Below are 15,576 nucleotides of genomic sequence, written 5' to 3'. Positions count from 1 at the left end.
CCTGCCGCCTTTGCGCCGGCCCGGCCAATCGGATTGCGCGCGCACCCATTAGATTATGCGAATGCTCATTCGCCCTGACCGGATAATGTCTCGACGAAGCGCCGTTGCAACGCCGTCGGCCGCCAGTCGTCGCGCGTCGAAATGCCGATCGTCCGGCGGACCTCGCCCGGCACGTCGCCGATCGCCGTCAGCCACCCCGCCTCCAGTTCGACACGGACCTGATCGGTGGACAACAGCGTCAGGAAATCGCTGCCGACCAGGATCTGGCGCACCATGATGACCGATCCGCATTCGATCGGCACATGCGGGGCCGCGACCCCGGCTGCGGCGAACATCGACGCCCACAGCGCGTACAGCGGCGTCCCCGGCGCGGGGACGATCCACGGATAGGATGTCAGGTCGCGCGCATCCACCGTGCCGCCCCGCGCCACCAGCGGGTGGCCCGCGCGCCCGATGATGATCGGACGATCCTCGAACAGCGGCCGTTGCGCGATCCCGTCGGGTGCGTCCGCGCGCAGCGCGCCGACCATCAGGTCGATCTCGCCATCGCGCAGCGGCCCGACCAGTTCGGCGTGCGACCCCTCGACGATCGTCAGGTCGACCTGCGGATGCCGCGCATGGAACAGGCCGATCGCCTGCGGCAACAGGCGCGCCCGCGACAGCGGCATCGCCCCGATCACGATCCGCCCCACCTCGCGCCCGTGCAGCGCGGCGAGTTCCGCGATGCCCGACCGCAATTCGACCAGCGCCAGCCGGAAATTGCGCGCGACCGCCAGCCCCCGCGCGGTCAGCGCGATGCCGCGGCCACGCCGCTCGACCAGCCGCTGGCCGATGCCGACCGACAGGTCGCCCACCGCCCGGTGCAGCGACGCCTCGCTCAGCCCCGTCGCCGCGGCCGCCGCGGCATAGCTGCCGGCATCGGCGACCGCCAGAAACGCGCGGATCTGCGCGCCGGTCGCATGGCCTCTGCCGATCCGCCGCAACGCCGCCTCGGCCCGCGGGGCCAGGATATGCGCCGCATCGGTCGGGATCATGCCGTCCGCCCGCCGGTCGAACAGCGTCAGGCGGATCTGCGCCTCCAGCTTGGCCAGCCCCTGCGTCACCGCCGGCTGCGTCAGGTTGACCGCGCGCGCGGCGCTGCTGATCCGCCCGGTCGCGACGATCGCGACCATCGCGCGCAGATGCCGGCTATTGAGACTGAGCGGGTCCATGATGCGCGATTAGCAAAAACTTATGTGGCGCGCACGAATTGCATTTGTGGTTGATCGGGCCGGCTGTCCATGACCCCCGGCAGGGTACAGGGTCAGCGTACAGGGTCGAAGGGAATTGGCATGTCGGGCATCGTCGTCCAGAATATCGCACGCGCCGACCGGGCGGTCATCGACGGGCTGGCCCAGCACGGCGTCGCGACGGTGCACGAGGCGCAGGGCCGTACCGGCCTGCTCGCCCCGCACATGCGGCCGATCTATCCCGGCGCACGGATCGCGGGCAGCGCCGTCACGATCTCCGCTCCGCCCGGCGACAACTGGATGATCCATGTCGCGATCGAACAGTTGCAGCCCGGCGACATCATCGTGTTGGGGCCGACCAGCCCCAGCACCGACGGCTATTTCGGCGATCTGCTCGCGACCTCGGCGATGGCGCGCGGCTGTCGCGGGCTGGTCATCGACGCCGGCGTGCGCGACATACGCGACCTGACGCAGATGGGCTTTCCGGTCTGGTCGAAGGCGGTGCACGCACAGGGGACGATCAAGGCGACGATCGGTTCGGTCAACGTCCCCGTCGTATGCGCGGGCGCGCTGGTCAACCCCGGCGACATCGTGATCGCCGACGACGACGGCGTCTGCATCGTCCCGCCGGGCAATGCGGCGGCGGTGCTGGAAAAGGCCGATGCGCGGGCGGCGATCGAGGAGACCAAGCGCCAGCGGATGGCGGCGGGCGAACTCGGCCTCGACATCTACGACATGCGCGGCCGGCTGGCGCAGATGGGGCTGAAATATGTCTGATCCGGCACGCGACGGCGTCCGCTGCATGTGGATGCGCGGCGGCACGTCGAAGGGCGGTTATTTCGTCAGGGACGATCTACCCGCCGACCGCGATGCCCGCGACGCCTTCCTGCTCCGCGCGATGGGCTCGCCCGATCCGCGCCAGATCGACGGCATGGGCGGCGGTGATCCGCTGACCAGCAAGGTCGCGCTGGTATCGCGGTCGGACCGCGCGGGCGTCGACATCGACTATCTGTTCCTTCATGTGTTCGTCGATCGCCCGGTCGTCAGCGACCAGCAGAATTGCGGCAACATCCTCGCCGGCGTCGGCCCCTTCGCGATTGAGCGCGGGCTGGTCGCGCCGACGGGGGACGAGACGCGCGTGGCGATCTTCATGGAGAATACCGGCCAGATCGCGGTCGCGACCGTGGCAACGCCGGGCGGCGTGGTCCGCTATGCCGGCACGGCGCGGATCGACGGCGTGCCGGGCGGCGCAGCCCCAATCCCGCTCGAATTTCGCGACACCGCCGGATCCTCCTGCGGCGCGCTACTGCCGACGGGGAACGCGGTCGACGAAGTGAACGGCATCCGCGTCACGCTGATCGACAATGGCATGCCCTGCGTCGTGATGAAGGCGGCGGATGTCGGCATCACCGGCTATGAAAGCCGCGACGAACTCGACGCCGCCACCGACCTGAAGGCACGGATCGAGGCGATCCGCCTCGCGGTCGGCGAACGCATGAATCTGGGCGACGTGCGCGACAAGTCGGTGCCGAAGATGATGCTCGTCGCACCCCCGCTTCATGGCGGCGCGATCACGGTGCGCAGCTTCATCCCGCACCGCGCGCATGCGTCGATCGGCGTGCTGGGCGCGGTCAGCGTCGCGACCGCCTGCCTGATCGCGGGATCGCCCGCGGCAGAGGTCGCGACGGTTGCCGCGGGCCGCCGCAAGACGCTGTCGGTCGAACACACCACGGGGGAGACGACCTGCGTGATCGAACTGGACGAACACGGCGCGGTACGGACCGCGGCGATGCTGCGCACCGCGCGCAAGCTGATGGACGGAAAGGTTTTCGCATGAGCACCGACGCAGCGGGCCGGATCACGAGCTGGCACCCGAACCCCGCCGTCCCGCGCTTCGTGCCGCCGCCCGGCGCGGTGGACGCGCATTGCCATGTGTTCGGGCCGATGGCCGACTTCCCGTTCAGCGCGCAGGCGAAATACCTGCCCGCCGATGCCGGGCCCGACATGCTGTTCGCCCTGCGCGACCGGCTCGGCTTCGCGCGCAACGTCATCGTGCAGGCAAGCTGCCACGGCACCGACAACGCCGCCACGCTGAACGCGATCGCCCGCTCCGCCGGCGCGGCCCGCGGCGTCGCGGTGGTCGATCCGGCGATCACCGATGGCGAGCTGGAAGCGTTGCACGACGGCGGCATTCGCGGCGTACGCTTCAACTTCCTGAAGCGACTGGTCGACAACGCGCCCAAGGACAGGTTCCTCGACATCGCCCGCCGCATCCAGTCGCTCGGCTGGCATGTCGTGATCTATTTCGAAGCCGATATACTGGAGGAGTTGCGGCCGTTCCTCGACGCGATCCCGACCCCCATCGTGGTCGACCATATGGGCCGCCCCGATGTCGCGCAGGGGCCCGGCGGCGCGGACATGACGGCGTTCCGGGCGCTGCTCGACAGCCGCGACGACGTCTGGACCAAGGTCACCTGCCCCGACCGCCTCGAAGAACCCGCCGGTCCGCCCTGGGACCGGTTCGTCACGGCGGTGCGCCCTTTGGTAGAGGATTATCCCGATCGCGTCCTGTGGGGCACCGACTGGCCGCACCCCAACATGCAGGATGCGGTCCCCGACGATGGCGCGCTGGTCGACATCATCCCGCGCATTGCGGTGACGCCGGAGTTGCAGCGGAAGCTGCTCGTGACCAATCCGGCGACGCTGTACTGGCCGGAGGAGCGCTCATTCAGCCTGTAAGAAAAGTCGGGATCATGCCAGACGACGCAACAATCCAATTAAAATGATCCGTTCGGCACTTGATAGATTGGCAAGCAGTCTATCCTCGTGCCGACCGATGCGAGCCAGACAATCCGCGACCATGGCACTGCCCGCGGCAGTCAATGTCAGCGCGAACGCGCGCCTGTTGCTTGGTACGACGGCGCGCGCGATCAGATCACGCTCTTCCAGTTCGGCGATAAGGCCAACCATGTTTGCACGCTTGATCTCCAGGGCATCGGCGATGCCGCCCTGATTGATCCCGGGATTCGCCGCGATCAACGACAACACGCCAAATAGCGCCTGACGAATCTCGGTTCCCGCCATGGCTTCGGTGAAACTTCTGTCGAAGCCGTTTCCGACGCGTCGCACATGATAGCCGACGAACGCGTCCAGAAAGCTCGTGTCGATCTGCCCACGCTTTTTCGTCGTCACGCGATACCTATAATTTTGCCGCGATCACCGTGTTCACTCGGACCCGAAGGGTCAACAACTGCTTTGGTATGATTGTGCTGAAAATTGAAAGACATGTATAACGCATAGCGGTTATCCGATTACCGTGATCACGAAAATCAAACCTCGAAAACACGTATTATCGTGATTGCAGATTGATATGTTGCATTGCAATTGGTGGTGTTTTGGCTATCCGGCCTGTCAAGGACGCGTCCCGCCAGCAAGGGCCGCGTAAGATCAGGGGAGGATGGCATATGAAAAGTTTCCTGTTGGCCACGTCGTGCATGATTTTTTCTGCACCGGTTGCCGCGCAAACCAGTCAACTCGATGCGCCGCAGGCAAATGCCGTCCAGACCGACGCGCCTGCGCCCCAGTCTTCGCCGTCATTGCCGGAAAGTGCCGACGATAACGCCGCGACAACTGATATCGTCGTAACCGCCACGCGAACCAACACGCTGCTGTCGCGGACGCCGATCGCGATCACCGCCGTCACGGGCGAGTCGCTGACCAAGCTGGGCGTGACCAATCCGACGCAGATCGCCGATGTCGCCCCCAGCGTGTCGATCGACCGGAACAACGGCCTCCAGATCACCATCCGCGGCGTGTCCAGCGCGGACAATAGCGAAAAGGGCGATCCTTCGGCCGGATTCATGCTGGACGGCGTGTCGCTCGCCCGGGCGCAGGCGCAGGAGGTCAGCTTTTTCGATCTCGACCGTATCGAGGTGCTGCGCGGCCCCCAGGGTACGCTATACGGACGCAACACCACCGCGGGGCTCATCAGCTTGGTGTCGGCACGACCGCGTCTGGGCGAGTTCAGCGGCAGCGCCGATATCAGCTATGGCAATTACAACGCGGTTCAGGGAACGGGCGTGCTGAACGTGCCGCTGGGCACGTCGGCGGCATTGCGCGCTGCCGTCAATTACGACCGCCGGGACAGTTACCTTACCCCCGCCAACGGCACCTATGCCATCGATCCGTTCAAGGACAATCTGTCGGGCCGCCTGTCGTTGCTGGTCAAGCCGACCGACCGGCTGACCGTCGTCGTTCGCGGCGATTACAGCACCATCAAGGGGAAGCCCGGACCGCAGGTGCTGCTGTCGACGCTCTATCAGGCGCCGTTCGTTCCGCCGGCCGACGGTCAGCTGGGGCAGGACCCGATCCCGCGCGCCGGCGACCGGAAGGCGCTGAGCACCGTCGGTTATGCGGAGCGGCAGCAATCGAACCGCGACAACACGTCGTGGGGCATTCAGGGCGACATCACCTACGAATTGTCGGACGCGCTGACCGCCAGCTATCTCGGTTCGTATCGCAAATTCACGCGCGACGAGGAATTCACCGGCGTGACCGGGCTGGTGCGCGCCACCGGCCTCTACAGCACCACGCCGCAGACGTTCGATGGCGAGTATGCGCAGAATTCGCAGGAACTGCGCCTTGCCTATGACAGCAGCGCGCTGAAGGTGCAGGTTGGCGGCTTCTACTTCCGCGAAACGTCGGACATCTCGTTTCTGCTGTTCGGTTCGCAGGGTTTCCAGCCTGGCCAGCGCGGCTACATCTTCGGTTTCCCGCAGGAGACGGTGTCGAAGTCGCTGGCATTCTTCGGTCAGGGCACGCTGACCCTTGCCGACGGATTCCGCGCCACCGGCGGCGTGCGCTGGACCAAGGACGACAAGAGTAGGGTCGGGGCGACGATCTTCCATGCCAACCTGACGGACCCGCGCGACTTCACGACCGGAACGCAGCCGGGCACCACCAATCCGCGGGGTTCGCGCGATTCGCTGAACGATGCCGACGTCTCCTATCGCAAGGTCACGTGGCGCGGTGGTCTGGAATATGATCTCGGTTCGCAGACCCTGCTCTATGGTTCGGTCTCGACCGGCTACAAGGCGGGCGGCTTCAACGATGGCTGCCTTGCGGGCACCACCAATTGCGCCGGTTCCGCGATCACCCCGGCCGATATCCTGTTCTACGAACCCGAAACGATCACCGCCTATGAAATCGGCTTCAAGACGCGGCTTCTCGACAATGCGCTGCGCCTGAACGGCGGGTATTTCCATTACGACTATACCAACCTGCAACTGACGCAGCTCACGCTGGTCGCGGGGGCGGGGACGGCACGGACGCTGAATGCCGGACAGGCCAAGATCGACGGTGTCGAACTGGAAGGGATCATCGCGCCCGCCCCCAACCATCGGTTCGATTTCTCGGCGACGTGGCTCAACGCACGGTACACCGACTATCTGGTGGATGCGGCCGGACCGCTGTTCGCGCAGTTCGCGGGGCGCAAGCTGGATCGGTCGCCCGAATGGACGGTGTCGGCGGCCTATGACTGGCGCGTTCCGCTCGCCAATGACGGCAGCGTGTCGTTCAACCTTCGGACCCGTCTGTCGGATTCCTACTTCATCGCCTCGTCGCTGCTGCGTGGGCAGTTCCGCCAGCCGAGCTTCACCAAATCGGATCTGACGATCACCTACACCACGCCTTCGGAACGGCTGTACGTGCAGGGCTTCGTCAAGAATATCGAGAACAAGGTAACGCTTGGCGGCGCCGTGCTGGGCGCCAATTTCGGCGCGGCGTTCGACGACGGCCTCGCGCAGCTTACCGACCCACGGCTGTACGGCGCCCGTATCGGCGTTCGCTTCTGACGGCCTGCGGGCAGGCGCGTCAGTCCCGCGCCTGCCCGCCTTTGATCGTCGATCGCCCCATTGCCGGCGGGGGAGCGATCGGCAAGGAACGACGCGCCGCCGCCCGCCGGGAGACAAGTCGTGAAGACGCCGATCGCCGCATTGCTACCCCTGACGCTCGCGGCCGCGGCCGTCGCGTCGCCCGCACCCGTCTCCGGCACCGGGCAGGCCGCCCGGACTGCTCAGGTCGCACTCGATGAACAGAACGGTCCGGTCATCATCGTCGAAGGGCTGCGTTTCCGCGATCTCGATCGCAATGGTACGCTGACACCCTATGAAGACTGGCGCATGCCGGTCGCGCGGCGCGTCGACGATCTGGTGCAGCGCATGACGCTGGAGGACAAGGCCGGCACGATGATGCACGGCTCGCTGCCCGCCACCGACAGCGTCATCGGTGCATCATCGATCGGGTACGACCGCGCCGGCGTGGAACGGCTGATCGCCGGCCTGAAGATCACCAGCGCGATCACCCGCCTGGCGGTATCGCCGCGGCGCATGGCGGAGGAGAACAACGCGCTTCAGGCGATCGCGGCACGCACCCGTCTCGGCATCCCGCTGACGATCAGTTCCGATCCGCGACACCATTTCCAGACCGTCGTCGGGGCCAGTTCCGGGCCCGCAGGCTATTCGCAATGGCCCGAGACATTGGGCTTCGCCGCGTTGCGCGATCCGGCGCTGATGCGGCGTTTCTCGGCGATCGCCGCGCGCGAATATCGCGCCACCGGTATCCATCAGGCCTTGTCGCCCCAGGCCGACCTGTTCACCGAACCACGCTGGTCGCGTGGCACCGGGACGTTCGGATCGGACCCTGCCGTCGCCCGCACCCTGGTCCAGGCCTATGTCGCCGGCTTTCAGGGGGGCGAGCAGGGGCTGACGCGCGACGGCGTGATGGCGGTGGTCAAGCACTGGGTCGGCTATGGCGCCAATCCGGAGGGGTTCGACGGGCATAACCGCTATGGCCGGATCGCCGCGCTCGACGATGCCTCGCTGCAGGAACACATCGAGCCGTTCAAGGGCGCCTTCGCCGCACAGGTCGCGGGGGTCATGCCGACCTATGACATCATCACCGGCGTCACCATAGACGGCCAGCCGGTGGAGCCGGTCGCCGCCGGCTTCAACCGGCAACTGCTCGACCTGCTGCGCACCCGATACCGGTTCGGCGGCATCATCCTGTCGGACTGGGGCATCACGCGGGACTGCGCGCGCGAATGCGCCGATCCGACCCGGCCGCAGGGCCCGGCTGAGATCGCGATGCCGTGGGGCGTCGAGACACTTTCCCAGCGCGACCGCTTCGTGAAGGGCGTAGTGGCGGGCCTCGACCAGTTCGGCGGGGTCGAGACGCCCGGCGTCATCATCGATGCGGTGCGCGCGGGGACGTTGGCGGAGGCACGGATCGACCAGTCGGTTGCGCGCATCCTGACGATCAAGTTCCAGCTCGGTCTGTTCGAGAACCCCGTCGTCGATCCCGAAGCGGCGGCCCGCCTCGTCGGCGCTCCTGCCGTCCGGCGCGAGGCCGAGGAAGTGCAGGCGGCGGCGCAGGTGCTGTTAAAGAATGACGGCGGCCTGCTGCCGTTGCGCGCCGGAACCCGCGTCTATCTGTCTGGCATCGATGGCGCGGCGGCACGCGCGCACGGATTGACCGTGGTCGATGACCCGGCACAGGCCGATGTCGCGTTGGTGCGCGCAGCTACTCCTTACGAGACGCTGCACCCGCTCCACTTTTTCGGATCGCGCCAGCACGAGGGACGGCTGGACCTGCGCCCCGGCGACAAGGATTATGACGCCGTCGTGCGGCTGGCGCGGATCAAGCCCGTCGTCATGGCGATCTTCCTCGACCGCCCCGCCGTGCTGACCCGCGTGGCTGGATCGGCGCGGGCCATCATCGGTAATTTCGGCATCGGCGACGATGCGCTACTCGCGGCCGTGACCGGCGCCGTCGCCCCCCGCGGCCGGCTTCCGTTCGAACTGCCCCGCTCGATGGACGCCGTGCAACGGCAGAACCCGGCTCATCCCGACGACAGCAGCAAGCCGCTCTACGCCTTCGGCGCCGGGCTGTCCCTGCCCGAAAAATAGCGAGGTCGCGGCGACTCTCCTGAAAGGCCAGCAGCGCCAAACGGCGAACGACCCTCTGGGTACTCATCCTGACATCCCTCCGGGACGAATCCCTGCCTTTCTAGGGTCGGTGTGGCTTTCCAAAGGTGACCCAAGATAGTGGGAGACCCACTTCGTCGTCAAATGAGCCGATTCGGCCCGCTACCATCATGCTCGTGGCTGCCAGACGCTCGTATAGGGCCGCCATTCCTTTTGCAGGCCTTTGCTTTATACTTCATCAGCTTGTGGCAGGATGCCCGTTTGGGCCGAATTAGGATTATGCAAGGGGGGTGCCGCGACGACTTGACCTGCCCCCATGTCATGTGGGTCAAGGCGCAGGGGCCGATGCGCCGCCCGCTGCGAACGGAGACCCACATGATGCGCCGCCCCCCGACCATCGCCTTCCTCCTCGCGGCCGTCGCCATGCCGCTGGCGGCGCAGGTGCCGGCCCCCGCCGAATGGGAACGGCCCGAGGTGATCCGCCAGGGCGCGGAACCGATGCACGCGACCTTCGACGGGTTCGAGACGCGGGCGAGCGCCCTGTCGCGTGACGTGCGCCGGTCGCGTTATCATCTGTCGCTCGATGGCGACTGGCGTTTCCATCTGTCGCCGACGCCGGAGGCGCGACCGGCGGATTTCCACCGGCCCGACTACGACGTATCGGGCTGGGGCACGGTGACGGTACCCGGCATCCTGCAGGCGCAGGGCCATGGCGGGCCGGTGTTCGTCGGCTCGGGCTATCCCTTTCCGCGCAACCAGCCATGGATCGACCACACGCTGAACGAGGTCGGATCGTACCGCCGCGATTTCACCGTGCCCGCGCATTTTGCGGGGCGGCGGCTGCTGCTGACGGTCGGGGCTGCGGGTGCCGCCTATTACATCTGGGTCAACGGCGTCCGCGTCGGTTATTCAGAGGATTCGAAACTCCCTGCGGAATTCGACGTGACCGCCGCCCGCCGGCCGGGCCGCAACACGGTGGCGATCGAACTCTATCGCTATGCCGATGGCAGCTATCTGGAGGATCAGGACTTCTGGCGCGTCAACGGCATCGAACGCAGCATCACCCTCTATGCCGCGCCCGCGACGCGCATCCGCGACCTGTCGGTCGGCGCCGGGCTGGACCGTGACTATCGCGACGGCCGCCTGACCTTGGCGGTCGACGTCGCCGGCACGCCCGATCCGACGGCCCGGCTGCGTGCCACCTTGCTCGACGGCCAGCGCCCGCTGCTGACGCGCGAGATGCCAGTGGCGGGCGGCAAGGCGACCCTCGACGCCGCCCTGCCCGCGATCCGGCCATGGAGCGCGGAGACGCCCGACCTCTACACGTTGCTGGTCGAACTGGTCGATGCGAAGGGCCGGTTGATCGAGGCGACCAGCCGCCGCATCGGCTTCCGCACCGTCGAGATCGCCGGCGGCGAGGTGCGGGTGAACGGCCGGCGCATCATGATCCGCGGCGTCAACCGCCACGAACATGATCCGCACAGCTTTCGCATCGTATCGGAGGCGACGATGCGCCGCGATATCGAACTGATGAAGCAGGCGAACGTCAACGCCGTCCGCACCTCGCATTATCCGAACGATCCGCGCTGGTATGATCTCGCCGACGAATATGGCCTGTACGTGATGGACGAGGCGGATATCGAGAGCCACGGCTATCTCGGCCTGTCGCAACAGAACGACAACGATCCCGCCGTCCTCCTCGGCAACAAGTCCGAATGGCGCGCCGCGCATCTCGACCGGGTGGAACGGATGGTGGAGCGGGACAAGAACCATCCGTCGATCATCTTCTGGTCGCTGGGCAACGAAACCGGCATCGGCACCAGTTTCGAGGCGGCGGCGAAATGGGTGAAGGCGCGCGACCCGTCGCGGCTCGTCAGTTTCCTCGGCTGGAGCATGAGCGGCTGGCGTCACCCGGTGAACACCTATGTCGATATCTTCGCGCCGATGTACGACGATGTGTGGAAGCTGGCCGACTACGCGCAGCAACCCGGCCTCACCCAGCCGCTGATCCTGTGCGAATACGCCCACGCGATGGGCAACAGCCTGGGCAACTTCGCCGATTACTGGGACGTGATGCGCCGCTACCCGAAGCTGCAGGGCGGCTTCGTGTGGGACTGGGTCGACCAGACGATCATCGTGAAGGACAAGGCGGGCCGCGACTATTTCGCGCAAGGGCCGGATTTCGCCAACAAGGGCGGTGACGACAGCCCGGTCGGCGACGGCGTGATCCGATCGGACCGCACGCCCGACCCGGAATATTTCGAACTGGCGAAGGTCCAGTCGCCGATCGCCTTCGTGCAGGTACGGCCCGGATACGCGGTCGAGAACCGGCACGATCATATCGACCTGTCGCGCTTCACGCTGGACTGGACGATGATGGAGGATGGCCGCGCCATCGCCAGCGGCACGATCCCCACGCCGGTGGTGGCGCCCGGCGGCCACGCCCCCCTCGCCTTCACCCCGCCACCCGCGCGCGATGCAGGCGCGGAACGCATACTCGTTTTGCGCGCGCGCGCGAAGCCGGGGGCGATCCCGATGGTCGCGGCAGGCCATGTCGTCGGCTGGGAGCAGTTTCCGCTGACGGCCCCGCGCGGCGCAGCCGCGATCACCGCCACGGTCGCCCCGGTTGTGGCGGGTGACGTGCTGCGACTGGCGGCGGGGGATGCGGTGCTGGAGATCGATCGTGTCACCGGCCTCGTCCGCCGCTATGCGCGCGGCGGCAGGACGCTGCTGACCGGCGGCGCCCCCGATTTCTGGCGGGCGCCGACCGACAACGACATCGGCAGCGGCGTGCCCAAGAGCCATGCGATGTGGAAGCAGTTCTCCCGGAACCGCCGCGTCGACGGGGTCGCGGATGAGGGCGATGCGATCGTCGTCCGCCACGACATGGGCGTCGGATCGGTGAAGACGGTCACCCGGTGGACGATGGCGGCGGACGGCACGGTGCGGGCGGACGTCGATTTCACCCCGCTGCGCACCACGCTCCCCGATCCTCTGCGCGTCGGCCTCGCCTTCCGCACGCCCGCCGCGCTCGACCGGGTCCGCTGGTTCGGGCGGGGACCGCACGAAACCTATGCCGACCGCAAGACCGGCGGGCTGGTCGCGATCTGGCAGGGGGCGCTGGCCGATCAGTATCACGGCTATGCCCGGCCGCAGGAGTCGGGCAGCAAGCAGGATGTGCGCTGGATCGCGCTGACCGGCACCGGCGTGCCGGGGCTGCGCGTGACGGGCGCCAAGCCGTTGTCGGTCAACGCCCTGCCCTTCCCCTATGACGATCTGGAAACCGCCCGGCACAGCAGCGACATCCACCCGCACGGTGACGGCACGCTGCTGATCGATGCGGCGCAGGCGGGGGTCGGCGGCGACACCGGCTGGAACCTCGATGGCCGGGCGCACATGCCCTATCGCATCGCGTTGAAGCCGTTGTCCTACAGCTTCACGATCGGCCCCGACCGGCCGTAAAGCCGGCGGATCGGCCCGCCGTCTCCCATCAATGCACCGACAGGGTCACGGTCTGCGGCTCCCGGCCCAGCGGCACGGTCCACATGCCGCGCGCCGCCGTGCCGCGATCGGGCGCATAGGCTGCGCCCCCCGCCGGCGCCTCGACCAGCAGCCTTGCCGCCGGGGTCGTCGCACTCGCCGCATCAAGCGTCAGCACGATGCGGCGTCGCGCCGGCTGCCATTCGGCGTGGGCGATGGTGCCTGCCGCCAGCGTGATCCACTGCCCCGCCGGCGCCACGAACAGCCGCGTGCGGGCACCGTCGTGCGGCGTCACCGCCACCGCGTCCCCGCGCTCCGCCACGGTGCCGCCAAAGCCCAGCCAGCCCAGCGCCGGATCGCGCACCAGATAGGTCGCAGCGGTATAGGCATGGCCGAAATAGCCCATGCCATAGTCTCCCGTCATCGGGTCCCAGTCCATCACGTCCGGTTCCGAATGGAAGCCGGCGGAGGCGAAGCCATCGCGATCGACATTGGTGATCCCGCCCATGAACCCGCCATAAGCGACGCGCAGCAGGTGGAGATCGGCGGGATCGCGGCGGAACGCATCGAACAGCGGCACCGCGTTCAGCGCGGAACCATAATGGTGCAACTGCCGCTCGATCCGCTTGATCTTGCCACCATACAGGAAATCCCAATAGCGGCGTGCGTTGCCGTTATAGCCCCAATGCGGCACCGTGGGATCATAGCCCAGGATCACCTCGCGGGTGATCGCGGCCTCCTTCGCATGGCCGAAATACCGCATCCAGGCATAGACCTCCGGCTGGCCGGTCGAATCCCACGCCATCTCGCTGCCGAACGGATAGGCCAGCGTGCGCCAGTGATCGGCGCGCTTGCGCATCAGCCCTTCGACCTCGGTCGCCTCGGCGGTCATCCCCTCGCGCTTCAGGTCGAGCAGGATTTCGACGAAGATCTCGCCTTCCATCTGGCCGAACTCGGCATAATGCGGTGCATCGCGCATCATCGCGACCGTCGTTTTGTGGGCCCACCCCAGATACCAGCGCCAGTCGTGGCGGGTGACCAGCCCGACATGGTTGCGCGCCAGCCGGTACAGCACCCAGTGACCGGCGGCGACATGCGGATAGTTGTAGGAGCGGCCGAGATCGTCCGCCTGTTCCTTCTTCCACGATGCCCAGGTGCTCCAGTCGATGGACGTGTCGTAATAGTGGCCGAAGCGCGCGGGATCGTACCAGAACAGGCTCTTCTTCACCCCGCCCGCATGGGGGCCTTCGGCGATCTGGAGCTTGCCGACGATGGTTTCGCCGACCAGCCGTTCCAGCCTGGCGACCTCGGCCGGCTCGGGATGGTCGAGCTGCTTCATCGCCGCCGCCACCCAGGCGCCGGCGCCGCCCTCGTCGCTCATCCCCGCGATCCAGACCCGCTGGTCCTGCGTGACGATGTGGTCCGCCTGCCGGTCATAGGTCAGGATTGCAGGCGCGCGGCCGAACGGATCGGCCTTGTCGTCGAACCACTGCCGCGTCGTGGCGAACCGTCCGAGATCGGCGGACACCTGCGCCAGCGGCTTCGTGACATAGTAATGCACCGCCTGCACGCTGCCATCGGCATAGGTGATCGCCACCCGCGCCCGGCCCCAGCCGCTGCCCTTCACCGTATAGCGCGCCCAGCCGGCCGGCGCCCTGGCCGGGGTGAGCGTCATCGCGCCGGCGGGGGATACCGCGACCGACCGGATCGGCTGGGCCGCCTTCACGAACAGGTCGGCGGGCGCGTCGGTCGGCACGACATAACCGGGAATGCCGATCGCCAGCGGCCGGCCTGCTGTCGCCAGCGTCGGCTCGATCGCGCGGATCGAGGGTGCCGCGACGAAGCGGATGCCGATCGTCCGCCGCTCGCCGGGTGCCAGCGTGAAGCCGCTCGCCGGGTTCCATGGCGCCCCCGCCTTGCCGGCGACGGGGTTCGGCACCTCGCCCGCCATCGCCCTGCTCGCGACCATCCAGTCGTAGAAACCCTCCGACGTCTGTTCGCGCGGGCTGCGATCGGTGAAGACGTCGCCCGCCGGCTGCCGCCCCGCCTCGCGCAGGATGCGGTATTCCTCCAGCGGGGTGCGGGCGTCCGGCACGACCAGCAGAGCCGGGCCCTTGCCGTTCAGCCGCGTCACCTGCAGATAGCCGGCATCCTGCCCGACATAGGGATCGACGAAGCTGGCCTGCGCATGGGCCTGTTCCAGCGACCGGCCGCTGATGATGTTGTCGAACACCATCGGCAGCCCCAGCGCGCCGACCTCTACCGCCTGCTTGCCGGGATTGGCGATGGTGATGCGCATCGCGGGCACCCTGTCCTGTCGCACCCAGGCGCGCTCGACGGTCAGGGGAAAACCGTCGCCCATCGACGCGGTGATGTCGGCCCGTGCGATCACCGCGCCGCCGCCAGCCAGCGGCGTCACCGGCCGACGGGTGCGCGCGGAGGAATAGTCGCGCCACGCGCCATCCCCGATGCGCAGCCGGATATGGATATCGCCGACATGATTATAGCCGTCGCCACGCCGCTCGCCCGCGCGGTTCGACGGCAGGAAATCGAACCCGCCCTCGCCGCGCGGTGCCAGCCGCGCCAGTGTCTGCGTGTCGCGGCGCAGCGCCATGTCGAACGGCCCGACGGCGTAGCGGTCTTCGGCCGGCGCGACGGGAACGGCGGGAACCGCAGGAACCGCAGGAACCGCAGGAACCGCAGGGGTCTGGGAAACGGCGACCGGCGCGGCGGCGAGCAGCGGCGGGATCACCAGCAGGACAGTCGGCAGCAGCTTTTTGATACGCACGCCCGATATTCTCCCCCGGCTCGCCTCGGCGATGATAACACGGCATCCGTGGTTGACCATCGCCCACTGCCTGATTATCGTATACTATATTATTAGG

9 protein-coding genes are annotated in these 15,576 nt (G+C 67.4%); 6 read left to right on the top strand and 3 right to left on the bottom strand.

Going from position 1 to position 15,576, the window contains the following annotated elements; translation table 11 throughout:
* Positions 1 to 65 precede the first annotated feature (65 nt).
* Positions 66 to 1,211 carry a LysR family transcriptional regulator gene (locus ABD719_RS10405; protein ID WP_344693304.1) on the bottom strand — a complete coding sequence of 382 codons (1,146 nt, stop codon included), beginning with the start codon at positions 1,209 to 1,211 and terminating at the stop codon, positions 66 to 68.
* A gap of 120 nt (positions 1,212 to 1,331) precedes the next feature.
* Here ABD719_RS10405 and ligK point away from each other — a divergent pair, with 120 nt between their 5' ends.
* Genes ligK through ABD719_RS10390 form a run of 3 tightly spaced genes read left to right on the top strand, consistent with a single transcriptional unit; the run spans position 1,332 to position 3,968 of the window.
* Positions 1,332 to 2,006 carry a 4-carboxy-4-hydroxy-2-oxoadipate aldolase/oxaloacetate decarboxylase gene (gene ligK / locus ABD719_RS10400; protein WP_344693303.1) on the top strand — a complete coding sequence of 225 codons (675 nt, stop codon included), beginning with the start codon at positions 1,332 to 1,334 and terminating at the stop codon, positions 2,004 to 2,006.
* Complete coding sequence (locus ABD719_RS10395) at positions 1,999 to 3,066, top strand: 4-oxalomesaconate tautomerase (protein WP_344693302.1); 1,068 nt, start codon at positions 1,999 to 2,001, stop codon at positions 3,064 to 3,066. The genes ligK and ABD719_RS10395 overlap by 8 nt, the downstream gene beginning before the upstream one ends.
* Complete coding sequence (locus ABD719_RS10390; protein ID WP_344693301.1) at positions 3,063 to 3,968, top strand: amidohydrolase family protein; 906 nt, start codon at positions 3,063 to 3,065, stop codon at positions 3,966 to 3,968. The genes ABD719_RS10395 and ABD719_RS10390 overlap by 4 nt, the downstream gene beginning before the upstream one ends.
* Before the next feature lie 12 nt (positions 3,969 to 3,980).
* Here ABD719_RS10390 and ABD719_RS10385 read toward each other — a convergent pair whose 3' ends face one another.
* Positions 3,981 to 4,421, bottom strand: a complete 441-nt coding sequence (locus tag ABD719_RS10385; protein ID WP_344693300.1) for a MarR family winged helix-turn-helix transcriptional regulator — start codon at positions 4,419 to 4,421, stop codon at positions 3,981 to 3,983.
* Positions 4,422 to 4,693: 272 nt separating this feature from the next.
* Here ABD719_RS10385 and ABD719_RS10380 point away from each other — a divergent pair, with 272 nt between their 5' ends.
* From ABD719_RS10380 to ABD719_RS10370, 3 genes are all read left to right on the top strand, one after another.
* Positions 4,694 to 7,081 carry a TonB-dependent receptor gene (locus ABD719_RS10380; RefSeq protein WP_344693299.1) on the top strand — a complete coding sequence of 796 codons (2,388 nt, stop codon included), beginning with the start codon at positions 4,694 to 4,696 and terminating at the stop codon, positions 7,079 to 7,081.
* A gap of 120 nt (positions 7,082 to 7,201) precedes the next feature.
* A complete protein-coding gene (locus ABD719_RS10375; RefSeq protein WP_344693298.1) occupies positions 7,202 to 9,193 on the top strand; it encodes a glycoside hydrolase family 3 protein in 1,992 nt (663 codons plus the stop codon).
* A 393-nt stretch (positions 9,194 to 9,586) separates the two neighbouring features.
* Positions 9,587 to 12,673, top strand: a complete 3,087-nt coding sequence (locus ABD719_RS10370; protein WP_344693297.1) for a glycoside hydrolase family 2 TIM barrel-domain containing protein — start codon at positions 9,587 to 9,589, stop codon at positions 12,671 to 12,673.
* Between the two features lie 28 nt (positions 12,674 to 12,701).
* Here the strand turns inward: ABD719_RS10370 and ABD719_RS10365 are convergent, their stop codons facing one another.
* A complete protein-coding gene (locus ABD719_RS10365) occupies positions 12,702 to 15,479 on the bottom strand; it encodes a DUF5695 domain-containing protein (protein ID WP_344693296.1) in 2,778 nt (925 codons plus the stop codon).
* Positions 15,480 to 15,576 lie beyond the last annotated feature (97 nt).

Origin of the sequence: Sphingomonas cynarae, from assembly GCF_039537815.1 — a bacterium.
Lineage (GTDB): Bacteria > Pseudomonadota > Alphaproteobacteria > Sphingomonadales > Sphingomonadaceae > Sphingomonas > Sphingomonas cynarae.
Note: the sequence above shows the minus strand (reverse complement) of the source record. Positions and strands in the feature narration are given on the sequence as shown.

Excerpts from the sequence above, each read along its gene's own strand:
- ABD719_RS10405 (WP_344693304.1), bottom strand. The coding sequence starts at position 1,211 with ATGGACCCGCTCAGTCTCAATAGCCGGCATCTGCGCGCGATGGTCGCG.
- ligK (WP_344693303.1), top strand. The coding sequence starts at position 1,332 with ATGTCGGGCATCGTCGTCCAGAATATCGCACGCGCCGACCGGGCGGTC.
- ABD719_RS10395 (WP_344693302.1), top strand. The coding sequence starts at position 1,999 with ATGTCTGATCCGGCACGCGACGGCGTCCGCTGCATGTGGATGCGCGGC.
- ABD719_RS10390 (WP_344693301.1), top strand. The coding sequence starts at position 3,063 with ATGAGCACCGACGCAGCGGGCCGGATCACGAGCTGGCACCCGAACCCC.
- ABD719_RS10380 (WP_344693299.1), top strand. The coding sequence starts at position 4,694 with ATGAAAAGTTTCCTGTTGGCCACGTCGTGCATGATTTTTTCTGCACCG.
- ABD719_RS10370 (WP_344693297.1), top strand. The coding sequence starts at position 9,587 with ATGATGCGCCGCCCCCCGACCATCGCCTTCCTCCTCGCGGCCGTCGCC.